This window comes from Mesorhizobium sp. M0037, from assembly GCF_040323635.1.
Classification (GTDB): Bacteria; Pseudomonadota; Alphaproteobacteria; order Rhizobiales; family Rhizobiaceae; genus Mesorhizobium.
Genome location: NZ_JAMYVB010000009.1, coordinates 109,376 through 131,878, shown reverse-complemented (window position 1 = coordinate 131,878; position 22,503 = coordinate 109,376). Strand labels below are relative to the sequence as shown.

The following is a 22,503-nucleotide window of genomic DNA, read 5'->3' as shown; positions in this document are numbered from 1 at the left end:
TAGCACATGAGGTCAGGAAATCAAGCCGGAAGCTCGATCAAGCCGGCGCCGGCAACGACGCTCAGCTGTTCTCGGGATAGCCGGCGATGCCGGTGCGCGTGAGCTGCCAATGCACCTCGGCGATCTCCGAGGCCTTGAAGGCGAGCACGATCTGGCGGCTGCGGCGCGGGCCGCCAAGGCCGGCGAAATAGATCGATTCCTCGACCTCCGGCACCACTTCGGTGCAGGTGAACACCCAGGTGTCGGCCTGGTCGGCGGTCAGCACCAGGCGGTCATGCTCGTCCTGCAAAAGGTTGATATCAGGGTGGATGTGGAAGCGCACCACGACGAAGTCGCGGCCATTGTTGCGGATCGCCGCACCGCCCGGGCGGAGGAAGCGATCCCTGCCGGCGAGCACATTGCCCTCGCTCGACAGTCTCAGCTCGCGCTCATGCAGGAAGCCAAAGCGCTGCATATAGCCGTCATGGCGGGCGATGAAGCCTTGCGTGCCCTTCTGGTCGATGCGCTTGCAAGGCACATGCTGCGGGCCGCCGAGCAAGGGTGAGCCGAGCAGGTCGTTGACGCGCAGCGAATGGGAAAACCGCGCCGACGAGGTGTCGTTGATGGTGGCGGTCGAATGCGCCGCGGTGGCACGGGCCAGCGGCCGGAACTCGGCAGCGCCATAGGTGTCGATGCCGGCATTGACGATATAATGCTGGCGACCGGACGAGAGTTCGAAGGCCAGGCACCCGGCATGCGCGGCGTTGGACACATCGACGGCCGGCGACGGGCCGGTATCGGCAATCACCGTAACGCCGCCCATACACAGCCGCTCATAGCCGGAATGCGGCGCGTGCAGCAGCGGCGCGCCGGCGGTGTCGTCGTGGCGCAAGATGGTGGCAATGCGGTCGTGGATGGTCGCGCCCATGCCGTTGAAGCGGGCCAGGCTGCCATCCTGATGGCGGAAGAAACGGAGCGCCGGCAGCATGCGGTCGATGGCGCCCATCAGGGCTGCCGGTGGCGTTTCGGCCTGATTGGCATAGGTCTGGCGCAGCGGCAGGAGATCGGCGAGCAGTTCGAGCACCGCCATCGGGTTGCGCGAAATATGGCCGCCGTCGGGAAGGATCTGGCGGTCGAGTTCTTCCGCCAGGTTGCGGGTGGCGCCGCGCAGTGCGGAGGCCGGCGCCGGCAGCGACAGCGCGGCGAAGGCAAGCGCGATGCGAGCGCGCAGCCTGTCCTTGCCGTCCGGCATTTCGCGCGCCATCGAGCGGAGATAGCGGATCTGCACGGCGAGCGATTTCAGGAAGGCGCGATAGAACGGAAATTCGGCCCCTTGTAGGACAACCGAGGAGTGTTGCAACCAGGCAATGACTCGCTTGGCGGTGGTGCCGGGCTCCCAGGCTATGCCGGAAATCTGGTTGCCATGCATGGCGATCCAGTCGGAGACAAGCGCGCGTGCATTGGCGGCGGCCAGCTCGGTGCCGGCGGCGCGCATATGGCGCAGCCAACGAAAGCCGTGCAGCGTCTTCACCCAGCCGCGATTGGCGACATCGATCTGGAATGGCGATTTGCCGCCGGTCTCGACGAGGTGTCCCGACAGCGGATAGCGGCCATAGTAGATCTCGAGCGCGATCTGCGGATCGGCGAGCCTGAGGTCGGGCGGTGCAATCAGGACGCGTTCGGGCGTGCGCCCGGAATAGCGCCAGCGATAGACTGGCCCCGCGCGAAGGCGCCGGCGCGTCTTGCGCCAAAACTCCTTAGCGACAAGCGTCCACAGACGTGTCGTGCTGCCGGCAGCCAGTGCCAAAACCCCTCCTCGTCGCCTGGAGATAGAGCATGCTGTCGCCCGAAAACCGCGTCGCACTTTTCGGCATCATGTTCCGGTACCCCAGCACAAGCTTATATGATTCAAGAACTTATGCGAAGTCGAATTCCGCCGACGTGAAGCGCCTCACGCTGCCGGCCACCGACCCACCCCGAAAAAAGTCAAGCGCTTCGCGGGTTTAAGCCCGGCAATCCTGCACTCACTTGCGGTTGTGGCGAGACCGAAATTCGCTGGGCGAACAGTTTTCGCGGTCGCGAAACAGACGGGAGAAATAGAAGGCGTCGTGGATGCCGACGGCGGCCGCAATGGACTCGATGGGCGAATCGGAGGCGGCCAGCATCTGTTTGGCGCGGTCGAGCCTCGTGCGCAGTTGGAAGGCCTTGGGCGACATGCCGGCTGCCCGCGCAAATCTGCGCCGCAAGGTTGCCGGCGACATCGAGAATTTCGCGGCGAAGGCATCGAGATCGACCGGGTCGCACGCGCAGCGGCGCAATTCGTCGACGATGGGCTGCATGTCGGCGGCATCCTGGAGGCTGGGGTTTCGTTGACGGTTGTTCCAATCCATTGCCTGGCGGGCAGCACGCACGACGATGCGATGCATCGTGGCGGCGGCTTCTGCCTGGCTCAGCATCGTATCGAGCGACAGCTCACCGTGCAGCCTGTCGAACAGCCGCTGCATTTTGCCGAGGTCGCGCAAGGGAACGACAGGGGCTTCCTCGGCGATCAGCCGCAGCCGGGTGAAATCGCGTATCAAGGCCCCGTCGAAGAGCGCCCAGCGTTCGAGCCAGCCCGATGCGTCCGGCCCGTAGGAATGCATCCTCCCGGGAAGCAGCCAGAACAGGGCCGGCGCTTGGATCGTCTGCATGCCGGCAGTCCTGGTTTCAAGCCAGCCTTGACCGTTCTCAATCAGCACCACGGCGAATTCCGGCAATTTGCGCGCTTGGATCGCCTGCGTGACGCGATGCCGACCAATCCCTGTAACCGACAGGCCGCCGGCCGCGGCCGGTGCGGATCTGTAGAGTGCGTAAGAGAGATCGTTCATGAGCGAAAAGTCCATGGCTTCGTTCTGTCCATGGGCGAGTGTGCGAACAGTATGACATTTCCAGCTAAGGATGAAAAATCGCAGGTGGCTGAAATGTCAAGCTCAACAGGTGGCATGCAACGACGGAGTCCTGTTGCGTCAATCGATCTGAACGCCAACGGCAAGACATTATCGATGGCGCCGAACCGGTTGGGTCGCCTCGTGCCAACCGACGCCGGGATCGGCATCGATGCCATTCGCGGCCTCCTTGCCGAGCAAGGCTATGTCTGGCTGAAAGGTATGCTGCCGCGCCGCGACGTCATCGATTTTCGCGGCTGGGTGTTTTCATATCTGGCCGACACCGGCTTGCTGCAGCCCGGGTCCGATCCCGCGCTTGGCCTGGCGGCGGCCGCCGGCACGTTCGACCGTCAGCTCGCCGATCGCCGGTTGATGGCGCTGGTTCGCTCCACCGCCTATGAAGGGTTCTGCGCACAGCCCCTGATGGCCCGGCTGATGGATGCGTTCGTCGGCGGGCTGTCCTATTTGCACAAGCGCAAGATCATGCGTTTCATCCAACCGGGCACCACTGTGGCGACGCCGGCGCATTACGACCTCGTCTATCTGCGCGGCGGCACCAGCCGCATCGTCACTGCCTGGATCCCGATCGGCGACGTTCCCGTCGACATGGGCGGCCTGGTCTATCTCGAGGGATCGCACGCCATCGGCCTCGACATGGAGGCCCGGTTCGCCAGGGAAAATGCCGGGCTGAGCCCGCAGGAGCGCATCAGCGCCTACAACAGGAACATGAGCGAGGGCGGCTGGGTGTCGAAGGACCTGCCCGACATGGCGGAGCGGTTCGATACACGCTGGATGATCGCGGATTTCGAGGCCGGCGATGTCGTCCTCCACTCGCCCTACATGATCCACGCCTCGACGACCAACCAGAGCGCGGAGGGGCGTATCCGGCTCTCCACCGATATCCGCTACCAGAATGTCGATGATGAGATCGATGCAAGGTGGGGGAAGCACTGGTCCTTGGACGACATGCTTTAGGCATGTCGTCGCGTCGGAGTCAGGCCAGACGTCGCATGCGGGCGGCAAAGAAGCCGTCCAGGCCGGAAACCCCTGGCGAACCACGGTCAAGATCGGCGGGTGTGGTGCGCAGCGTGCCTTGCGGGGTCAGGAAGGCGTCGATGCCGGCGATTTCGCCGGGCTGCAGTGGATCGTCGGCGACGGTTTTGTTGCCGGCCAGAAAGACGCGATACAGATCCTCGCCTTCGATCGGGTCCAGCGAACAGTTGGAAAAAACAATCCGACCGCCCGGTTTGACCAAAGTGACGGCGCGGGCGAGCAGCTTTGCTTGCAGATCGGCTAGCTTTTCGACGTCGGCTGCCGTCTTGGTCCATGGCACGTCGGGGTGGCGCCGAACCGTGCCTGTGGAAGAGCAGGGCGCGTCGAGCAGGACGGCGTCGAAAAGCTCCGCCGGCTGGTATTTCAGCAGATCGGCCTGCACGATCTCGGCGGACAGCCCGAGCCGTTCGAGGTTCTGCGTCAGCCGCGCCAGCCGGTTCTTCGAGGTGTCCACGGCGGTGACTTTGGCGCCGGCAAGGATCAGCTGAGCGGTCTTGCCGCCGGGGGCGGCGCAGAGGTCGGCGACGCGTAATCCTTTGACATCGCCGAACAGCCGCGCCGGAAAACTGGCGGCGGCGTCCTGGACCCACCATGCGCCTTCGCCGAAGCCCGGCAGTTCGGTGACGGAGGCGTTGAGCTTTTCCACTCGCACCGTGCCGGTCGGCAGCACGATGCCGCCGAGCTTTTCGGCCCACAATTCGGGATCGGCCTTGACCGTGAAATCGACCGGCGCCTCAACGCGATGCGCCGCCAGGATCTGTCTGGTCATCTCGGCGCCATAGGCGGCCTTCAGCCGGTCGGAGAACCATTTTGGCGCCTCATCGGTGGCGGCAAGAGCTGCCGGCAGTTCGGTCTCCTTGGCGCGCACCAAAGTGCGCAGCACGCCGTTAACGAGGCCGGAAAAGCGCTGCGTGCGTGGGTCCGACTTGGCGTGGGTCACAGCCAAATCGACGGCGGCGCTGTCGGGGATGTCGAGGAACAGGATCTGCGCCGCCGCAACATGCAGGATGTGCGACAGCGCTGTGGCGTTGGGCGGCAGCGGCTTTTCAAGGCGGCGGGCGAGGAGCCCGGCAATGGTCATGCGGTAGCGCAGCGCGGTCACCAGTATGGCGCGCACCAGGCCGCGGTCGCGCAGGTCGAGCACTTTGTATTGCGGATGGCCGTTCTCGTGGTCGGTCAGCCCGTCGAGCGGCGTCTTGGCGTCGATAACGGCGGCCAGCAGCCGCGCCGCTGCCTTGCGCGCGGCGAGGCCGGCGACGAATTCGTCCGAGCTGTTTTCGCGATCGCCTGAATGTGCGGGCCGGGATCTGGCGCCGCTCACGACCACGGACCTTTGGGTCCGGTCGGATTGCGGCCCCACGGATTGGCTTTCGGCTTGGCCGGTTTGGTCGGCGGCGTGGGTTGTGCTGCCTTGCCCCACGGGCCTTGCTCGACATCGGCCGGGAATTCTTCTGTTTGCTCTGGCGTCGGCGCCTGGCGCGGCGCCGGCTGGCGGCCTGCCATGTCGCGCGCCATCGCCTGCAGCGCGGCGATGCGGTTGTCGGTGTTCGGGTGGGTCGAAAACAGGCTGTCCATTCGCTCGCCGTGAAGGGGATTGATGATGAAGAGATGCGCGGTCGCGGGATTGCGTTCGGCATCCGGGTTGCGGATGCGTTCGGCGCCGCGGGCGATCTTGTCAAGCGCTGATGCCAGCCAAAGCGGATTTCCAACGATTTCGGCGCCGCGCCGGTCGGCTTCGTATTCGCGGGTGCGGCTGACCGCCATCTGCACGATCATGGCGGCGAAGGGCGCGACCAGCATCGCCACCAGCACGCCGACAAAGCCGAACGGGTTGTTGTTGTCGCGGCTGCCGCCGAAGAAGAAGGCGAAATTGCCGAGCATCGAGATGGCGCCGGCGAGTGTCGCGACAATGGTCATGGTCAGCGTGTCTCGATGCTGGATGTGGGCCAGCTCATGCGCCATGACTGCCGCCACCTCCTCATGCGACAGGCGCTCCAGCAGCCCGGTCGAGGCCGCGACCGCGGCGTTCTCGGGATTGCGGCCGGTGGCGAAGGCGTTCGGCTGCGGATTGTCGATCAGATAAGTCTTGGGCATCGGCAGGCCGGCCTGCTTGGCCAACGCCTCGACGATGGCGTGGAATTCGGGCGCGTTCTTCGCGTTGACCTCGACGGCGTGGTTCATCGACAGCACCATCTTGTCGGCATTCCAGTAGCTGAACAGATTGGTGCCCGCGGCGACCAGGAAGGCGATCATCATGCCGCCGGTGCCGCCGATCAGAAAACCGACGCCCATGAACAGCGCCGTCATCGCGGCCAGGAGCATGGTGGTGCGTAGCGTTCTCATCATCTGCTCCCTGTGCGGCCGTGGCAAAAAAAGGTCGATCGGGGTGAACTCATGGCTATATGATGGGAAACGCCGCCCTTCGTTTCAATCCGCCCGGACTATCGCATGACCGACCAACCCAGCAAAGCTGATGCCGACCGGGAGAAGGACCTGACGCCGGCGGCCAGCCGGGCGCTGGCTGAAGCCGAGGCGCGCCGTGAAGCGTATCGCCAGAAGGAAGCTGCGTTGCCGAAGGAAATCGGCGGCCGCGGCGGCAAGGAACCCGGCCGCTACGGCGACTGGGAAGTGAAGGGACTGGCTAGCGATTTCTAGGGGTTCAGGAACGGAAGAACTGGGGAACTGGTGAACTGAAGAGTTGAAGAAAAAGGCTCATTGCAGTCCTCCAGTCCTCCAGTCCTCCAGTCCTCCAGTTCCTCAGGCCGCGCTGCGCTGTGCTCCCAGCGTCATCCAGCCGCTGTCATCGATGGCGATGGAGACGGTTTCGTAGCCGCTAATCGAGTTGTGCTGAGTCGTCATAGGATGCTGGTGAGTGGCGCTGATCACCATCACCGACGCGCCCGCTGCTTCCGCCGCCGCGATACCGGCCGGTGCGTCCTCGAAGACCAGACAGTCGCCGATATCGACGCCGAGCCGTTTTGCCGCCAGCAGGAAACAGTCGGGCGCCGGCTTGCCGTGCGACACATCCTCGGCCGCGACCACCAAGGCGGGAACCGGGATGCCGGCGGCCCGCATGCGCAGCAGCGCCAACGGGCGCGGCGCCGAGGTGACGATCGCCCAGCGCTCTGGCGGCAAAGCGTTGAGGAACGGCACGGCGCCGGCGATCGGCAGCACGCCTTCGACATCGTCCGACTCGGCCTGCAACAGCACAAACGCCTCATGAACAGGGTCGAGGCCGGGAAGCGCCAGCCTGGTGATGGTCTCGACCGCCCGCACGCCATGGATCGTCGGCAGGAAGGCTTCGACGTCGAGACCGTGCTTAAGCGCCCACGCCGCCCAGACGCGCTCGGCCGAGGCGATCGAATTGAGCACCGTGCCATCCATATCGAACAGGAACGCGGCGAATTTTCTGCCTGCAAACATCAGGTTTTCCAAGGGGGTTAGGGATCGTTTCGGGAGGGTCGAAACATGTCGTGCGACCGTAACGTCGCCACGCCTGCCTGGGAAGCTGCGGGAGAGCCTTTTCGATAGTTCCAGGGAACCATGGTCCCGCCTCTGGCGTTTTGAGCATACTGTTTTCCACGGGATCGAAGGGGCAATCATTGTGCTGATCCGGCTCGGCTACGAAATCGCCATTGAATGCGTCGGCGCCACGCCGGTCATCTCGCTGCTTGATATCCACAGGGATCGTCAGGCCGACATCAAACGGCAGACGCGCGTGCTGACGTCGCCTTCAGTGCCGAGTAAGGTCTATCACGATCTGTTCGGCAATACCTGCCGCCGCTTCACCGCACCCGCCGGCAGTTTCCGCATTCTCTATGACGCAGCCGTCGAGGACAGCGGGGAGCCTGACGCGGTCAACACGCTGGCCAGGGAAGTGCCGGTGGCGGAACTGCCGGACGACGTGCTCGGCTACCTCCTCGGCAGCCGCTATTGCGAGACCGATCATCTGAGTAGTCTGGCCTGGCAGCTTTTCGGCCATGTTCCCTCCGGCTGGGCGCGGGTGCAGGCGATCGTCGACTATGTCCACAACCGGCTGTCCTTCGGCTATGGCTATGCGCGGTCGACGCGCACCGCAGCCCAAGCGCATGAGGAGCAGGTTGGTGTATGCCGCGACTTCGCCCATCTGGCGATCACGCTCTGCCGCTGCATGAACATCCCGGCCCGCTATGTGAACGGTTATCTCGGCGACATCGGCGTACCGGCCGACCCGGCGCCGATGGATTTTTCGGCCTGGATGGAAGTGTTCCTCGACGGCAAATGGTACACGTTCGACCCGCGTCATAATCGTCCGAGGATAGGCCGCGTCGTCATCGCGCGCGGTCGTGATGCCACGGATGTCCCGCTGCTGCACAGCTTCGGCCCGCACCAACTTTCGCTGTTCAAGGTCTGGACCTACGAGCAGGAAGGCAATCTGTTCAACCCGCCCTATCACGGCGTCGACAAGACGGTGAGCGCGCGGACGCTGGCGTGACCGGATTCTGATCCGCTTCGACACACAATCCGGAAATGGAAAAGGCCGCCGCTTCTTGACGAAGCCGGCGGCCTTCCGTGTTTCCGTCCGTGGCGCGGCCAATGGCGGCGACCGAGGTCACCCGCCGCGCTTATCGCGCCTTAACGGGAAGACTGCTTCCCGAAAGTGCAATCCGCTGAGGCCACGTTCTGGAAAACGAAATCACTCGACATCGGATCACCTCCTTTCGATTTGTTGAACACGTACAGATGATGGGGTGCGTTGCAGCAAAAAACAAGATGCCGATTTGAAATAGCTGGCGAGCCGCCTTTTGCGCCGGGTTGCGAAGAGCCGCGCGGGCGGGCAAAATCCATGCAAGGTGGATTGTCAGGACTCGGGAGGATGGCCATGGAGGCAGCCGAGAAGGCCGCGCGCATCGTGCGAACGGTGATCGAAACGCTGAAGCCGGGTTTTGCGGTTAAGCTGTGGACCGGCGAGCGGATCGGTCCCGCCACCGGGCCCGTGCTCACCATCAACGACCAGGACATCGTCTGGCAGGTGGTGAAGCGGCCATCACTGTCGACGCTGATCGAGATGTGGATTTCCAAGACGATAGACATCGAAGACGGGACGATTTTCGATTTTTATGCACTGCCGTCGCAAGGCAAGCTCAGGACCAAGCTCAAGTCGCTGCCGAAGCTGGCGATCCTGCGCGACCTGCCGGCGGTGCTCCTGTCACGCAAGCAGATGAGTGCACGCACCGATCTGTCGGGTCGCAACCCCTATGTCAGCGGGTCGAGCCAGGAGGCGATCCAGCATCACTACGACATTTCGAATGCCTTTTACCGGCTCTTCCTCGACGAGCGCATGGTCTACAGCTGCGGCTACTTTAAGGATTTCGCCGATGGCATCGACCAGGCGCAGGCCGACAAGCTCGACCATATCTGCCGCAAGCTCAGGCTGAAATCGGGCGAAAAGCTGCTCGACATCGGCTGCGGCTGGGGCGCCATGCTGATCCATGCGGCCAAAAATTACGGCGTCGTCGGCCATGGCGTGTCGCTGTCGCAGGCGCAGACCGATCTCGCCCGCGAGCGCATCCGCGCCGAAGGGCTGCAGGACCGCATCACCATCGAGATCAAATCCTATGCGGAACTCAAAGGCTCCTTCGACAAGATATCGTCGATCGGCATGTTCGAGCATCTCGGCCTCGCCAACCACGCCAGCTATTTCAAGACCATCCATCGCTTGCTGAAGCCCGGCGGCATCTATCTGCACCACGCCATCACCAGGCGCAGCAAGGGCGACTTGAAGAAAACCTTGCGCAAGGGGCCGGAGTTCAAGGCGCTGCTCAAATACATTTTCCCAGGCGGCGAACTCGACACGATCGGCATGACGCTGGGCAATCTGGAGGCGCATGGCTTCCTGGTCTACGACGTCGAGAATCTGCGCGAGCACTATGCGCGCACCTGCCGGCTGTGGGCCGAGCGGCTACAGGCTCGCTTCGACGAGGCGGTCGCCGAAGTCGGCGAGGCCAAGGCACGGCTGTGGCTGCTTTATCTCACCGGCTGCTCGATCACCTTCGAGCGCGCCTCGGCGCAGATTTTTCAGACCGTCGTCACCAAACGCGCACGCGGCCCGAGCGGGCTGCCGCCGACACGGGCGGATCTGTATCGGTAGAGATAGGATTCGGGGCCGAACCCCACGCTTTCCAAGGTCTGCGATTCGCTGCCTCGCGGTAGAGGCCTACACGAACCGCATCGGCGCGCCGATCTCGACGCGGGCAGGCCTGTCCACAGTGCAATAGACGCCGAGATTATGGGCGTTGTGGCGGACCAGATTGCGCAGGATGCCGGGATCGTGGTCGAAGCCGTCCTGGCTGATGATGGTGAAGCCGCAGCGGCGGCACGGCTCCGAGACGGTCACCAGCAGGTCGCCGATGGCAAGCTTGCGGCCAATCCATTCGGTCTCGGGAAACGAGCTTTCGACCGCCGCCATGTCGATAACGATGTTGGGGCGGAAGCGGCGCGGATCGGGAATGCCTTCGGGGTGCAGCGCCTTGAGCCGCGCCAGCGATGCGGTGGTCAAGAGATGGATCGGCGCTTTGCGGTAGCGCGCCGCGGTGAGCGGGCCGGTGTAGCCGGGGGCGTTGTCCTGGCTGAACGGCCGGATCGAGGCGGCGAAGCCGAGATAGGCCGAGATGGCTTGGTCGCATTCCACACCCGGCACTGCCAGCCAGTCGCCGTCGGGAACGGCGATCTCCAGCTTGCGGTCCTTGCTCAGCCGGGTGCGGATGCGCGGCACCTTGTGCCACTTGGCGTCGCGGTCGGGCCGCGCGATCTCATTGTCCGAGACATCGACAAGGCCGAACAGCCGGTCGCCGTCGATGGTTTCAAGGCCGACCGAAATGGCGTCCTGGCGTTCGCCGGCAAGCGAACTTGCGGGGTAACGCCAGAGCTCCGTGACTGCGCCCAGTGCAGCCATCAAATCCCCTCAGCCCTTCTTGTTCTGGCGGTTGGCGATCAGATCATCGACCACGGCCGGATCGGCCAGTGTCGAGGTATCGCCGAGCGCGGAAAAATCGTCCTCGGCGATCTTGCGCAGGATACGGCGCATGATCTTGCCGGAGCGGGTTTTCGGCAGTCCGGGCGCGAATTGCAGCTTGTCGGGCGAGGCGATGGCGCCGATCTCCTTGCGGACATGGGCCACGAGCTCCTTGCGCAGTTCCTCGCTAGGCTCCACGCCTTTCATCAAGGTAACGTAGCTGTAGATGCCCTGGCCCTTGATGTCGTGGGGATAGCCGACGACAGCTGCTTCCGACACCTTCTCATGGCTGACGAGCGCCGATTCGACCTCGGCCGTTCCCATGCGGTGGCCGGAAACGTTGATGACGTCGTCGACGCGGCCGGTGATCCAGTAATAGCCGTCGGCGTCGCGGCGACAGCCGTCACCGGTGAAGTATTTGCCCTTGTAGGTGGAGAAATAGGTCTGCACGAAGCGGTCATGATCGCCATAGACCGTGCGCATCTGGCCGGGCCAGGAATCGGCGATGCAGAGATTGCCGTCGGCCGCCCCTTCCAGCACCCTACCTTCGCCGTCGACCAGCTGCGGCCTGATGCCGAAGAAGGGCCGCGTCGCCGAACCAGCCTTGAGGTCGGTGGCGCCGGGCAGCGGCGTGATCAGGATGCCGCCGGTCTCGGTCTGCCACCAGGTGTCGACGATCGGCACCTTGCCGTTGCCGACGATGTTGAAATACCACTCCCAGGCTTCCGGATTGATCGGTTCGCCGACCGAGCCCAGCACGCGCAGCGACTTGCGCGAGGTCTTCTTCACCGGTTCGTCGCCGGCGCCCATCAGCGCGCGCAGCGCCGTCGGCGCAGTGTAGAAGATGTTGACCTTGTGCTTGTCGATGACTTCCCAGAAGCGCGACTGCGAGGGGTAGTTCGGCACGCCCTCGAACATCAGCGTGGTGGCGCCGTTGGCGAGCGGGCCATAGACGATGTAGCTGTGGCCGGTGACCCAACCGACATCGGCGGTGCACCAGTAGATATCGCCGTCATGGTAGTCGAAGACATATTGGTGGGTCATCGAGACATAGACGAGATAGCCGGCGGTGGTGTGTAGCACGCCCTTCGGCTTGCCGGTCGAGCCTGAGGTGTAGAGGATGAACAGCGGATCCTCGGCCTTCATCTTCTCCGGCTTGCAGTCGCCTTTCACCGTGGCGATCTCGTCATGGTACCAGATGTCGCGTCCCTGGACCCAGCCGGTCTTGCCGCCGGTGCGGCGCACGACGACCACCTTATCGACCTTGGTGCCGGCCTTGGCGGCGATTTCGATCGCTCTGTCGGTGTTTTCCTTCAGCGGGATCGGCTTGCCGCCGCGCAGGCCTTCGTCGGCGGTGATGACGAAGGTCGACTTGCAGTCATCGATGCGGCCGGCCAGCGCGTCCGGTGAAAAGCCGCCGAAGACGATCGAGTGGATGGCGCCGATGCGGGTGCAAGCCAGCATCGCGTAGGCGGCTTCCGGGATCATCGGCATGTAGATGGTGACGCGGTCGCCCTTCCTGACGCCGTGCTTCTTCATCACATTGGCGAGCCGGCAGACATGCTCGTAGAGCTCGTTATAGGTGATCTTCTTGTCGTCGTAGGGATTGTCGCCTTCCCAGATGATGGCTGTCTGGTTGCCGCGCTTCTTCAAATGGCGGTCGATGCAGTTGTAGGAGACGTTGGTTTCGCCGTCCTCGAACCATTTGATCGAGACCTTGCCCTCGAAGGAGGTGTTCTTGACCTTGCTGAACGGCTTGAACCAGTCGATGCGCTTGCCGTGCTTGCCCCAGAACTTGTCCGGATTCTTCACGCTGTCAGCATACCATTTGAGGTAGGTGTCATTGTCGATCAGCGCATTCTTCTTCCACGCCGGCTGGACGCGGTGGATCTTCACCTCGGACATGTCTTCACTTTCCTCCCAAACCACCCCGCCGGCTTGACCACAGCCAGGATCACGGCGACGCAGCCGCGAATTCGGCGGCATTATTAACAGTTCCGCGCTGACGGCAACATTAGACGTTGGATTCGCGTGGCGGGATGCCGCAGCTCCCGTCTCGGTTGTATCAGCACTCGGCAGCGGTCGCTGCTAACTGCATGTTTTCGTGCATAAAACCCGACTGGGATCAGGAAAATCATAGACAGTTAAGGAACGGCGCGCACAATTCGGTGTTGGGAGGAATGGAGAATCAACTAGGCCAAGGGGCTGTCATGCGCGATCATTCCGAAATGGACCTGATGCTCAAGGGGTATGGCCTGACCACGGCCAAGATTCTATACCATTTTCCCGACCACCCGCATCTGCTGCAGAGCTTCATCTGGCAGGATTACGATCTGGCGCCGAAGTTTCCGGTGCTGATCAAGTTCATCGAGTTTTGGAAGGCCAGGCTCGACGGGCCGCTGCATTCGATCAGCTACACGCACCAGAAGCTGATCGCGCCGAACGAATGGCGGAAGGTGGATGGGGAGTTCGTGCTGCACTGAGCGGCAGTATAGCTGATCTCCCCCGCGAGGGGGGAGATTGGCAGCTTCAACGTCGGCGATCACACCGCAGGCGGGTTCAGCCGGGCGAAACCTTCCTGGCGGTGATAGGGGAAGTACGGGTAGGGCGCGGTCACTTCGCTTGCCTTGTCGAGCTTTTTGACCTGCTCCGGCGTCAACGCCCAGCCGACGGCGCCGAGGTTCTGGCGCAGCTGTTCCTCGTTGCGGGCGCCGATGATGACCGAGGACACGGTCGGGCGCTGCAAGAGCCAGTTGATGGCGATCTGCGGCACGGTCTTGCCGGTCTCTTCAGCCATCGCATCAAGCGCATCCATGACCCGGTAGAGATGTTCGTCCGCGACCGGCGGGCCGAAATCGGCGGTGTCGTGCAGCCGGCTCTTTTCCGGCAGGGGCTGGCCGCGGCGGATCTTGCCGGTCAGGCGGCCCCAGCCGAGCGGGCTCCACACCAGCGCGCCGATGCCCTGGTCGATACCGAGCGGCATCAGCTCCCACTCATAGTCGCGGCCGACCAGCGAGTAGTAGACCTGGTGCGCAGCATAGCGCGGGTAGCCATGCTTGTCGGCCTCGGCCAGCGACTTCATCAGTTGCCAGCCGGAGAAGTTGGAGACGCCGACATAGCGCAGCTTGCCGGCGCGCACGAGGTCGTCCAGCGTCGACAACACCTCCTCGATCGGCGTGCCTGCATCGAAGGCGTGCAGCTGCAACAGGTCGATGTAATCGGTGCCCATGCGCTTCAGGGCGGCGTCGACGGCTTTGATCAGCCGCGAGCGCGACGAGCCGTAGTCGGCCGGTCTGTCGCCCATCGGCAGCGAAGTCTTGGTCGAGATCAGCACCGCGTCGCGGCGGCCTTTGATGGCTTCGCCAAGCACTTCCTCGGAGGCGCCGTTCGAATAGACATCGGCGGTGTCGAACAGATTGACGCCGGCCTCGAGGCAGATGTCGATCAGCCGCCGCGCTTCCTTGGCGTCGCTGTTGCCCCAGGCCCCGAACAGCGGCCCGGAGCCGCCGAAAGTGCCGGCGCCGAAAGAGAGTGCGGGCACTTTCAGGCCCGATGCGCCGAGACGTCGATAATCCATTTTATGCTCCTTGATGATGTCGAAGAAGGATTGCGCGTGATGCTCATGACTGGGCGCAGACCGGCGCCCCGATTGTGGGGGCGCGATCGAGGCGCAGCGCCAGGGCAGCGACGCCAAGAGCCGCGACCGGCAGCAAAGCGGCGATCCAGGTTAGTGAGCCGAGGCCGAGGCCATGGGCAATCACCGCGCCGCCAAGCCAAGCGCCGGCGGCATTGCCGAGGTTGAAGGCGGCGATGTTGAAGGACGAGGCGAGGCTCTGGCCCGCGCCTTGCGCCTTTTCCAGCACCCACATCTGCAGCGGCGCCACGGTGGCGAAGGCGGCGGCACCAAGCAGGCCGACATAGATGACGGCCAGGATTTGGCTGTGGACGGCGAAGGTCATTGTGGCCAGCACCAACGCCAGCACCACGAGGCTGCCGAGCACCGCCGGCACCAACCAGCGGTCGGCGACCTTGCCGCCAAGCAGATTGCCGGCGATAAGACCGCCGCCGAAGACGAGCAGGATCGGCGACACGGCGGCTTCCCCAAAACCGGTGATCTCGGTGAGCAGCGGGGCGATGTAGGTGAAGACGGCGAAGACGCCGGCATAGCCGAGCACGGTGGTGGCGAGGCCGAGCAGCACCGGCGTGCGGCGCAGCACTGCGAGGTCTGCGCGCAGATTGGTCTTCTCGGGCGCTTCCTTGCTGCGCGGCACCAGAAGCAGGATGACGGCAAAGGCTGCCAAGCCGACCAGGGTTACGGCCCAGAAGGCGGCGCGCCAGCCGAAGGTCTGGCCGAGCCAAGTGCCGAAGGGCACGCCGAGGATGTTGGCGATAGTCAGGCCGGTGAACATCAGCGCGATCGCCGAGGCTTTCTTGTTGGGCGCGACCAGGCCGGTGGCGACCACCGAGCCGACGCCAAAGAAAGTGCCATGGGCAAAGGCGGTGATGATGCGGGCGCCCATCAGCGTCCAGTAGTCGGGGGCGATCGCACAGGCGAGGTTGCCGAGCGTGAAGATCGCCATAAGGGCCAGAAGGACGGTCTTGCGGGGCCAGTTGCCGGTGGCGATGGTCAAAAGCGGCGCGCCGATGACGACGCCCAACGCGTAGCCCGAAATCAACTGGCCGGCGGCCGAGATCGAGACTCCGAGATCTTTGCTGACATCGATCAGCAGCCCCATGATGACGAATTCGGTGACACCGATGCCGAAGGCGCCGGCAGCGAGGGCGTAGAGGGCAAGAGGCATGGCGGTTTCCAGTTCGAACTCGAACGAGCGCGCTGTCCAGACCCGCGCCCCGACCGCAGAGATCGTGTTGCCATGCCTTGTGAACCAGACTTGCCTTGGGCATATTTCCTGTGAAATAGATTCACAGATGGCCAGACCCGACATCAACCGTTCCGGCGAGATCGAAGTGTTCGTCCGCGTCGTCGAGGCGAGCAGCTTCTCGGCTGCGGCTCGTTCGCTGCGTATGACACCGTCGGCGGTGAGCAAGCTGATCGCGCGACTGGAGGCAAGGCTCGGCGCGCGGCTGGTCACCCGCTCGACGCGCAAGCTGCAGCTGACGCCGGAAGGGACGGCGTTCTATGACAGCGGGGTGCGCATCTTGGCCGATATGGCGGCGGCCGAGCGCGAGGCGGCCGTGGGTGCCGCGCCGCGCGGACGGCTGCGCGTCAACTCCTATGTGCCCTTCGGGGTGCATCGGCTGATCCCGCTGCTGCCTGATTTCCTCGAACGCTATCCCGAGATTTCGGTCGATCTGGTGCTGACCGACAGCGTCATCGATTTGATGGCTGAGCGTGCCGACGTCGCCATCCGCGCCGGGCCGCTCGGCGAATCGCGGCTGGTGGCGCGCAAGCTCGGGCAAACCCGGATGACGGTCGTTGCCGCACCGTCCTATCTCAAGACACATGGCACACCGCTGATTCCAGCCGATCTCAGCCGGCACAATCGCATGGCTTTCGGCTTTGTCCGGCATGTCGATGGCTGGCAGTTTGTCGACGCAGCTGACAATGCCATCACGGTTCCCATCGTGGGAAACACGCTGGTCGGCGATGGCGAGTCGATGCGGTTGATGGCGATCGGCGGCGCCGGCATCGCCCGGCTGGCACACTGGCATGTGGCCGATGACATCGCGGCGGGGCGGCTGACGGCGCTGCTGGAGGATTTCAATCCGGGCGACGAGGAGCCTACCCACGCCGTCTATGTCGGCCAGGGCCGGCATCTGCCGGCACGGGTGCGGGCCTTTCTCGACTTTCTGGTCGAGAGCGTTCGGATGGGAGCATGATCCCGAAAGGGGGAATCCGGTTTTCGGAAAAGATCATGCTCAACAAAAACAGAGCCTGAACGATTTTGGGGAGCCCTTTGGCTCCCCAGCATCCAACCGGCGGCGACTACTTCTTCGGCGTGAACGGCGCCGGGCGGCGACCGGCGGCCTGGCGCTCCAGCATCCAGCCGGGATATTCGGCCGGCAGCGCGCTGACCTCATCAAGTTTGGCGAGATCGTCGGCGTCGAGCTTCACCTCGGCCGCGGCTAGGTTCTGCTCGAGCTGCTCCATGCGGCTGGCGCCGATGATGACGCTCATGACGAAAGGTTTGGCCAGGACATAGCCGAGCGCCACCGTGGCGACGCTGACGCCGTGCTTCTGGGCGATGTCGCGCATCACGGCGACAGCCGCCCAGGCGCGGTCCTCATCGACCGGCGGGAAGTTGAAGGCGGCGCGGCGGCCTTCGCCATTGCCGGGCGCGCCGGGGCCGTATTTGCCCGACAGCAGGCCGCCGGCCATTGGCGACCAGACCATCAGGCCGAGCTTTTCCTCGTTGATCAGCGGCACGATCTCGCGCTCGAGGTCGCGGCCGGCGATCGAGTAATAGGACTGGATGGTCTCAAAGCGGGAAAACCCCTTGCGCTCGGCTATGCCGAGGGCCTTAGAGATGCGCCAAGCCGCCCAGTTGGAGACGCCGACATAGCGGACCTTACCGCTGGCAACGAGATCGTCGAGCGCCCGCAGCGTCTCGTCGATGGGGGTCACCGTGTCGGTGCCGTGCAGCTGGTAGAGATCGATATGGTCGAGCTGCAGCCGCTCCAGGCTGCCCTCGACCGAATCCATGATGTGGCCGCGCGAAGAGCCGCGCTCGTTCGGGCCCTGGCCCATGGCGCCATGCACCTTGGTCGCAATGACGACGTCCGAGCGCTTGACGCCAAGATCCTTGAGCGACTGGCCAAGCAGGCGTTCGGACTGGCCGAATGAATAGACGTCGGCCGTGTCGAAGAAATTAACGCCGGCGGCGATGGAACGGGCAACGACGTCGTTGACGCCCTTCTGGTCGAGGCTGGCAATCAGGCCCCATTGGGCATTCTCGCCCGCGGCGCCGAAGGTCATGGTGCCGAGGCAGAGTTCCGAGACGAACATCCCCGTATTTCCAAGTTGATTGTAGCGCATGGTGGCAGCTCCAGCAGATGTGTGATGACGCCATGCAAATAGGAACGGTGCGTTTCGTTTCCAGTGGTGGCACAATGGACCTAACGCAGTTGGCCCATAGAGCCCGTCAACCGTCGCGAGATGATCTTCATGCCGAAAACTCTATCAGAATTCCACGGGTCGGATCATCGTCTTTGAGCGGCGGTTGACCTCCTCGTCGAAATCGTCGTCCCACGCGGGACCGGAGAGAAGATATTCGGCAAGCCAAGGCTGCGCCGATCAGTTGGTCATAGTCATCAGGAGACAATACGACGCCAGCCGGCTTTCCGCGCAAGGTGATGGTTTGCGCCCCTTCTTTGTGCGCCTGTCGTACAAGCTTCGAAAGATTGTTTCTCGCGTCCCTGAGATGCCAGTCGAAGAAGAATAGTCCTCGCTAACTCGCCGGATGTGCTCGAAACATTAGCTCGAATAATAGGGGAACGACAGGTGTCTCACGAAGCCGAAGGCTACCGGCTCCCAAAAATCGCCGAGCCGACGCGGACGCTGGTGGCGCCGAAGGCTATGGCGGTCTCGAAGTCGCCGGACATGCCCATCGATAGTTTTGCGACCCCGGCCTCTTTGCCGAGCTTTTCCAGCAAGGCGAAATGCGGGCCGGGGTTTTCGTCGGCCGGCGGGATGCACATCAGGCCTTCGATGGCGAGGCCATGGACATCGCGGCAGCGGGCGACGAAGGCGACGGCGTCGCGCGGCTCGATGCCGGCCTTTTGCGGCTCCGAGCCGGTATTGACCTGGACGTAGAGTTTCGGCGTGCGGCCCTGGCGCACGATTTCCTTGGCGAGTTCGGCGGCGATCTTTTCGCGGTCGACGGTCTCGATGACGTCGGCGAGAGCGACGGCTTCCCTCGCCTTGTTCGACTGCAGCGGGCCGATCAGATGCAGTTCGATATTAGGGAATTCCGCTTTCAAGGCCGGCCATTTGCCTTGCGCTTCCTGCACGCGGTTTTCGCCGAAGACGCGCTGGCCAGCCTCGATGACCGGGCGGATGACGTCGGCCTCAAAAGTCTTCGACACCGCAACCAGCGTCACCGAACCGGCGTCGCGGCCGGCCTCGCGCTCGGCGGCAGCGATCCTCGTCTTGACGGCGAAAAACTGTTCAACGGCGCTGGCCATGTCCATATCCTGCCTGTCTTTAATCGTCTTGGCCGGCTCGCCGCAGTTGACGGGTCCGGCAATCCATGGTGAACACCGCGACGACATTTACCTTGGCCACCGGGCCTTGTCCGGCGGTCTGCGCCTGCTTTTAAGTGAAAATCATCCGATGGCAACCGAACGATACAATCCGCGCGCGTCAGAGCCCAAATGGCAGAAGGCCTGGGCCGAAAAGAAGCTGTTCGAAGCGCATAACAACGATCCAAAGCCGAAATACTACGTGCTGGAGATGTTCCCCTATCCCTCGGGGAAGATCCATATCGGCCACACCCGCAACTACACGATGGGCGATGTGGTGGCGCGCTACAAGCGGGCCAAGGGCTTCAACGTGCTGCACCCGATGGGCTGGGACGCTTTCGGCATGCCGGCCGAAAACGCGGCGATGCAGAACAAGGTCCATCCCAAGGAATGGACCTACGCCAACATCGCCGCCATGCGCGAGCAGCTCAAGATGATGGGCCTGTCGCTGGACTGGGCGCGTGAGTTCGCCACCTGCGACGTCGACTATTACCACCGCCAGCAGATGCTGTTCCTCGACTTCGTCGAAAAGGGGCTGGTGACGCGCAAATCCTCCAAGGTCAACTGGGACCCGGAGGACATGACGGTGCTCGCCAACGAGCAGGTCATCGACGGCCGTGGCTGGCGCTCGGGCGCGCTGGTCGAACAGCGCGAGCTGACGCAGTGGTTCTTCAAGATCACCGACTACGCGCAGGACCTGCTGGACTCGCTGAATGGTCTCGGCGAGTGGCCGGAAAAGGTCAAGCTGATGCAGCAGAACTGGATCGGCCGCTCGGAAGGGCTGCTGATCCGCTGGCCGCTGGCCGCTCCGGTTGGCGATGCGAAGGAACTGGAGGTCTACACGACCAGGCCCGACACCATTTTCGGCGCGTCGTTCATGGCGGTTGCCGCCGACCATCCGCTGGCCAGGAAGGCCGCCGAGACCAATCTCGATCTGGCCAAGTTCATCGACGAAATCAGGCATATGGGCACGTCGGTGGCCGCACTGGAGACGGCCGAGAAGAAAGGTTTCGACACCGGCATCCGCGTCGTGCATCCGTTCGACGACTCGTGGACCCTGCCGGTCTACGTCGCGAATTTCGTTTTGATGGAATACGGCACCGGCGCCATATTCGGCTGTCCGTCGGGCGACCAGCGCGACCTCGACTTCGCCAACAGATACGGCCTGCCGGTGATCGCGGTGGTGATGCCGGAAGATGCCGACGCCAAGACCTTCCAGGTCACGGAAGAGGCCTATGTCGATGACGGCGTGATGATCAATTCGCGCTTTCTCGACGGCATGAAGCCGGAGCAGGCGTTCGACGAGGTGGCAAAGCTCCTGGAGCAGAAGACCATAGGCGGGCGGCCAATGGCGGAGCGCAAGGTGAACTTCCGCTTGCGCGACTGGGGCATTTCGCGTCAGCGCTACTGGGGCTGCCCGATCCCGATGATCCATTGCGAGGATTGCGGCGTCGTGCCGGTGCCGAAGGCCGATCTGCCGGTCAAGCTGCCCGACGACATCGAGTTCGACCGTCCCGGCAATCCGCTCGACCGTCACCCGACCTGGCGGCATGTGAAGTGCCCGAAATGCGGCAAGGATGCGCGCCGCGAGACCGACACGATGGACACGTTCGTCGATTCGTCCTGGTATTTCGCGCGCTTCACCGCGCCCTGGGCCAATGAGCCGACGGAGCCCAAGGCTGCCGATGACTGGCTGGCCGTCGACCAGTATATTGGCGGCATCGAGCACGCGATCCTCCATCTGCTCTATTCGCGCTTCTTCACCCGCGCCATGCGCGCGACCGGGCATCTCGACCTGGCCGAGCCATTCAAGGGCCTGTTCACGCAAGGCATGGTGGTGCATGAGACCTACCGCGTCGGCGGTGCGTCGAACAATGGCCGCTGGCTGTCGCCGGCTGAGGTCAGGATCGAGGATGTCGGCGGCAAGCGCCGCGCCATCGAGATCGCCACCGGCGAAGAGGCGGCGATCGGCTCACTCGAAAAGATGTCGAAGTCGAAGAAGAATACGGTAAGCCCGGAAGACATCACCGACGGCTACGGCGCCGACACCGCACGCTGGTTCATGCTGTCGGATTCGCCGCCCGAGCGCGACGTCGAATGGACGGACGATGGCGCCGCCGGCGCACATCGCTTCATCCAGCGTGTCTGGCGCCTGGTGTCCATTGCCGCCGAGACGCTTGACGGCGCCAAGCCGCAGGCGGCGCCGGAGGGCGAGGCGGGGGCCGTTTCCAAGGCCGCGCACAAGATCCTGAAGGCTATCGGCGAGGATATCGAGAAGCTCGGCTTCAACCGGGCCATCGCCCGCATCTACGAACTGGCCAATGCCTTGACCGCGCCGCTCAACGACGTCGCCGAGGGCAAGGCCGACGCGGCGCTGAAAGGCGCCTGCCGCGAGGCGGTGGAGATCCTTGTGCATGTGGTCGCGCCGGTCATGCCGCATCTGGCCGAAGAGTGCTGGCACACGCTCGGCGGCACCGATCTGGTCGCCGAACGGCCTTGGCCGGTCTACGATCCGGCACTGGTGGTCGACAACGAGATCGTGCTCCCGGTTCAGGTCAACGGCAAGAAGCGCGGCGATTTGACAATTGCCCGCGACGCGGACCAAGGTGCGGTCGAAAAAGCGGTTCTGGCTCTCGACTTCGTGCAGAAAGCGCTGGAAGGTAAGGCGCCCCGCAAGGTGATCATCGTGCCGCAGAGGATCGTCAATGTCGTTGCCTGATTTCAAAAAGACGGGGCTTGACTTCGGAAAGACGACGCATGTGCTGCGCCGCACCGCGCTCTGCGGGCTGGTGGCCTCGATGACGCTGGTTTCGGCCTGCACGGTCAGGCCGCTCTATTCGAGCGCGCCGCTGACGGCAGGCTCGACTGTCAGCGCGTCGGCGGAGCTCGCCTCGATCGCGGTCAAGCCGGTCAAGACCCGCTATGCCCAGCAGGTCCGCAACAATCTGATCTTCGCCTTCGGCCAGGGTGCCGGCGAGACGACGGCACCGGTCTACATGCTCGATCTCGGTGTCACCGAACTGGTCGAATCGGCCGCGGTGGTGCAGATTCAGACCGACGAAGACGAGCCGACGGCAGGCACGGTGACGCTGACCGCAAACTATGTGCTGACCGATGCCAGGACCGGCGTGGTGATCGCCACCGGCAAGCGGTCGATCCCATCATCCTTCGACAAGCCGACGCAGGAGTTCGCCTCCTACCGGGCGCAGCTCGACGCCGAGAACCGCGCCGCACGCGAACTGGCTGAAATGGTGAGCCTGTCGGTCGCCCAGGACTTGGTCAGGCACGGCAAGAAGGCCTGAGCGTTTCCTAGCCTTGCCAACTCGACTTTAGCAGTCCGCAATAAAAAGG

Annotated in this window: 19 protein-coding genes and 1 pseudogene; 8 read left to right on the top strand and 12 right to left on the bottom strand. The window is 63.7% G+C overall.

The features are described from left to right. Window positions 1-61: 61 nt before the first annotated feature. Together NKJ78_RS15825 and NKJ78_RS15820 are read right to left on the bottom strand one after the other, a co-directional pair. Entirely contained in the window at window positions 62-1,786 is a 1,725-nt protein-coding gene (locus tag NKJ78_RS15825) for a heparinase II/III family protein (RefSeq protein WP_352459940.1), read from the bottom strand. 217 nt (window positions 1,787-2,003) lie between these two features. Next, the gene (locus NKJ78_RS15820; protein WP_502901621.1) at window positions 2,004-2,861 is read right to left on the bottom strand and encodes a helix-turn-helix transcriptional regulator; all 858 of its coding nucleotides are present in this window, start codon (window positions 2,859-2,861) and stop codon (window positions 2,004-2,006) included. 78 nt (window positions 2,862-2,939) lie between these two features. On the opposite strand from NKJ78_RS15820, the gene NKJ78_RS15815 reads away from it, so the two are divergent. Further along, complete coding sequence (locus NKJ78_RS15815; RefSeq protein ID WP_352459939.1) at window positions 2,940-3,878, top strand: phytanoyl-CoA dioxygenase family protein; 939 nt, start codon at window positions 2,940-2,942, stop codon at window positions 3,876-3,878. Window positions 3,879-3,897: 19 nt separating this feature from the next. On the opposite strand, the gene NKJ78_RS15810 is transcribed toward NKJ78_RS15815, so the two are convergent. Next, complete coding sequence (locus NKJ78_RS15810) at window positions 3,898-5,283, bottom strand: RsmB/NOP family class I SAM-dependent RNA methyltransferase (RefSeq protein WP_352459938.1); 1,386 nt, start codon at window positions 5,281-5,283, stop codon at window positions 3,898-3,900. Next, entirely contained in the window at window positions 5,274-6,299 is a 1,026-nt protein-coding gene (htpX, locus tag NKJ78_RS15805; RefSeq protein ID WP_352459937.1) for a zinc metalloprotease HtpX, read from the bottom strand. The genes NKJ78_RS15810 and htpX overlap by 10 nt, the downstream gene beginning before the upstream one ends. Window positions 6,300-6,404: 105 nt before the next feature. On the opposite strand from htpX, the gene NKJ78_RS15800 reads away from it, so the two are divergent. After that, window positions 6,405-6,611: a DUF1674 domain-containing protein gene (locus NKJ78_RS15800; RefSeq protein ID WP_023688862.1), complete on the top strand. Its 207-nt coding sequence runs from the start codon at window positions 6,405-6,407 to the stop codon at window positions 6,609-6,611. A gap of 102 nt (window positions 6,612-6,713) precedes the next feature. Here the strand turns inward: NKJ78_RS15800 and NKJ78_RS15795 are convergent, their stop codons facing one another. Beyond that, window positions 6,714-7,379 carry an HAD-IA family hydrolase gene (locus NKJ78_RS15795; RefSeq protein ID WP_023827105.1) on the bottom strand — a complete coding sequence of 222 codons (666 nt, stop codon included), beginning with the start codon at window positions 7,377-7,379 and terminating at the stop codon, window positions 6,714-6,716. A 181-nt stretch (window positions 7,380-7,560) separates the two neighbouring features. Here NKJ78_RS15795 and NKJ78_RS15790 point away from each other — a divergent pair, with 181 nt between their 5' ends. Together NKJ78_RS15790 and NKJ78_RS15785 are read left to right on the top strand one after the other, a co-directional pair. Beyond that, window positions 7,561-8,430, top strand: a complete 870-nt coding sequence (locus NKJ78_RS15790; RefSeq protein WP_352459936.1) for a transglutaminase-like domain-containing protein — start codon at window positions 7,561-7,563, stop codon at window positions 8,428-8,430. Window positions 8,431-8,817: 387 nt separating this feature from the next. Beyond that, window positions 8,818-10,086, top strand: a complete 1,269-nt coding sequence (locus NKJ78_RS15785) for a class I SAM-dependent methyltransferase (RefSeq protein WP_352459935.1) — start codon at window positions 8,818-8,820, stop codon at window positions 10,084-10,086. Between the two features lie 66 nt (window positions 10,087-10,152). On the opposite strand, the gene NKJ78_RS15780 is transcribed toward NKJ78_RS15785, so the two are convergent. Then, window positions 10,153-10,890, bottom strand: a complete 738-nt coding sequence (locus NKJ78_RS15780; RefSeq protein ID WP_352459934.1) for an MOSC domain-containing protein — start codon at window positions 10,888-10,890, stop codon at window positions 10,153-10,155. A gap of 9 nt (window positions 10,891-10,899) precedes the next feature. Continuing rightward, entirely contained in the window at window positions 10,900-12,855 is a 1,956-nt protein-coding gene (gene acs / locus NKJ78_RS15775; protein WP_023693191.1) for an acetate--CoA ligase, read from the bottom strand. Window positions 12,856-13,160: 305 nt separating this feature from the next. Here acs and NKJ78_RS15770 point away from each other — a divergent pair, with 305 nt between their 5' ends. Further along, complete coding sequence (locus NKJ78_RS15770; RefSeq protein WP_023668649.1) at window positions 13,161-13,433, top strand: usg protein; 273 nt, start codon at window positions 13,161-13,163, stop codon at window positions 13,431-13,433. A gap of 59 nt (window positions 13,434-13,492) precedes the next feature. On the opposite strand, the gene NKJ78_RS15765 is transcribed toward NKJ78_RS15770, so the two are convergent. Then, on the bottom strand, window positions 13,493-14,527 hold the full coding sequence (locus NKJ78_RS15765; protein ID WP_352459933.1) for an aldo/keto reductase: 1,035 nt from the start codon (window positions 14,525-14,527) through the stop codon (window positions 13,493-13,495). Window positions 14,528-14,570: 43 nt separating this feature from the next. Continuing rightward, window positions 14,571-15,752 carry an MFS transporter gene (locus NKJ78_RS15760; protein ID WP_352459932.1) on the bottom strand — a complete coding sequence of 394 codons (1,182 nt, stop codon included), beginning with the start codon at window positions 15,750-15,752 and terminating at the stop codon, window positions 14,571-14,573. Window positions 15,753-15,879: 127 nt separating this feature from the next. On the opposite strand from NKJ78_RS15760, the gene NKJ78_RS15755 reads away from it, so the two are divergent. Beyond that, window positions 15,880-16,791 (top strand): LysR family transcriptional regulator, encoded by a 912-nt coding sequence (locus NKJ78_RS15755; protein ID WP_352459931.1) that lies wholly within the window; start codon window positions 15,880-15,882, stop codon window positions 16,789-16,791. Between the two features lie 106 nt (window positions 16,792-16,897). Here NKJ78_RS15755 and NKJ78_RS15750 read toward each other — a convergent pair whose 3' ends face one another. The 3 genes and pseudogenes from NKJ78_RS15750 to NKJ78_RS15740 form a co-directional block, all read right to left on the bottom strand. Beyond that, window positions 16,898-17,947: an aldo/keto reductase gene (locus NKJ78_RS15750; protein ID WP_352459930.1), complete on the bottom strand. Its 1,050-nt coding sequence runs from the start codon at window positions 17,945-17,947 to the stop codon at window positions 16,898-16,900. 127 nt (window positions 17,948-18,074) lie between these two features. Continuing rightward, window positions 18,075-18,278: pseudogene (locus tag NKJ78_RS15745) on the bottom strand (type II toxin-antitoxin system Phd/YefM family antitoxin); the annotation flags it as partial. A 154-nt stretch (window positions 18,279-18,432) separates the two neighbouring features. Further along, window positions 18,433-19,095, bottom strand: a complete 663-nt coding sequence (locus tag NKJ78_RS15740; protein WP_023712033.1) for a YggS family pyridoxal phosphate-dependent enzyme — start codon at window positions 19,093-19,095, stop codon at window positions 18,433-18,435. 148 nt (window positions 19,096-19,243) lie between these two features. Between NKJ78_RS15740 and leuS the strand changes: the two genes are divergently transcribed. Both leuS and NKJ78_RS15730 read left to right on the top strand, forming a co-directional pair. Further along, a complete protein-coding gene (gene leuS / locus NKJ78_RS15735; RefSeq protein WP_352459929.1) occupies window positions 19,244-21,871 on the top strand; it encodes a leucine--tRNA ligase in 2,628 nt (875 codons plus the stop codon). Further along, window positions 21,858-22,454 carry an LPS assembly lipoprotein LptE gene (locus NKJ78_RS15730; protein ID WP_023698237.1) on the top strand — a complete coding sequence of 199 codons (597 nt, stop codon included), beginning with the start codon at window positions 21,858-21,860 and terminating at the stop codon, window positions 22,452-22,454. Before leuS ends, NKJ78_RS15730 begins: the two co-directional genes overlap by 14 nt. The last annotated feature ends 49 nt before the right edge of the window (window positions 22,455-22,503 follow it).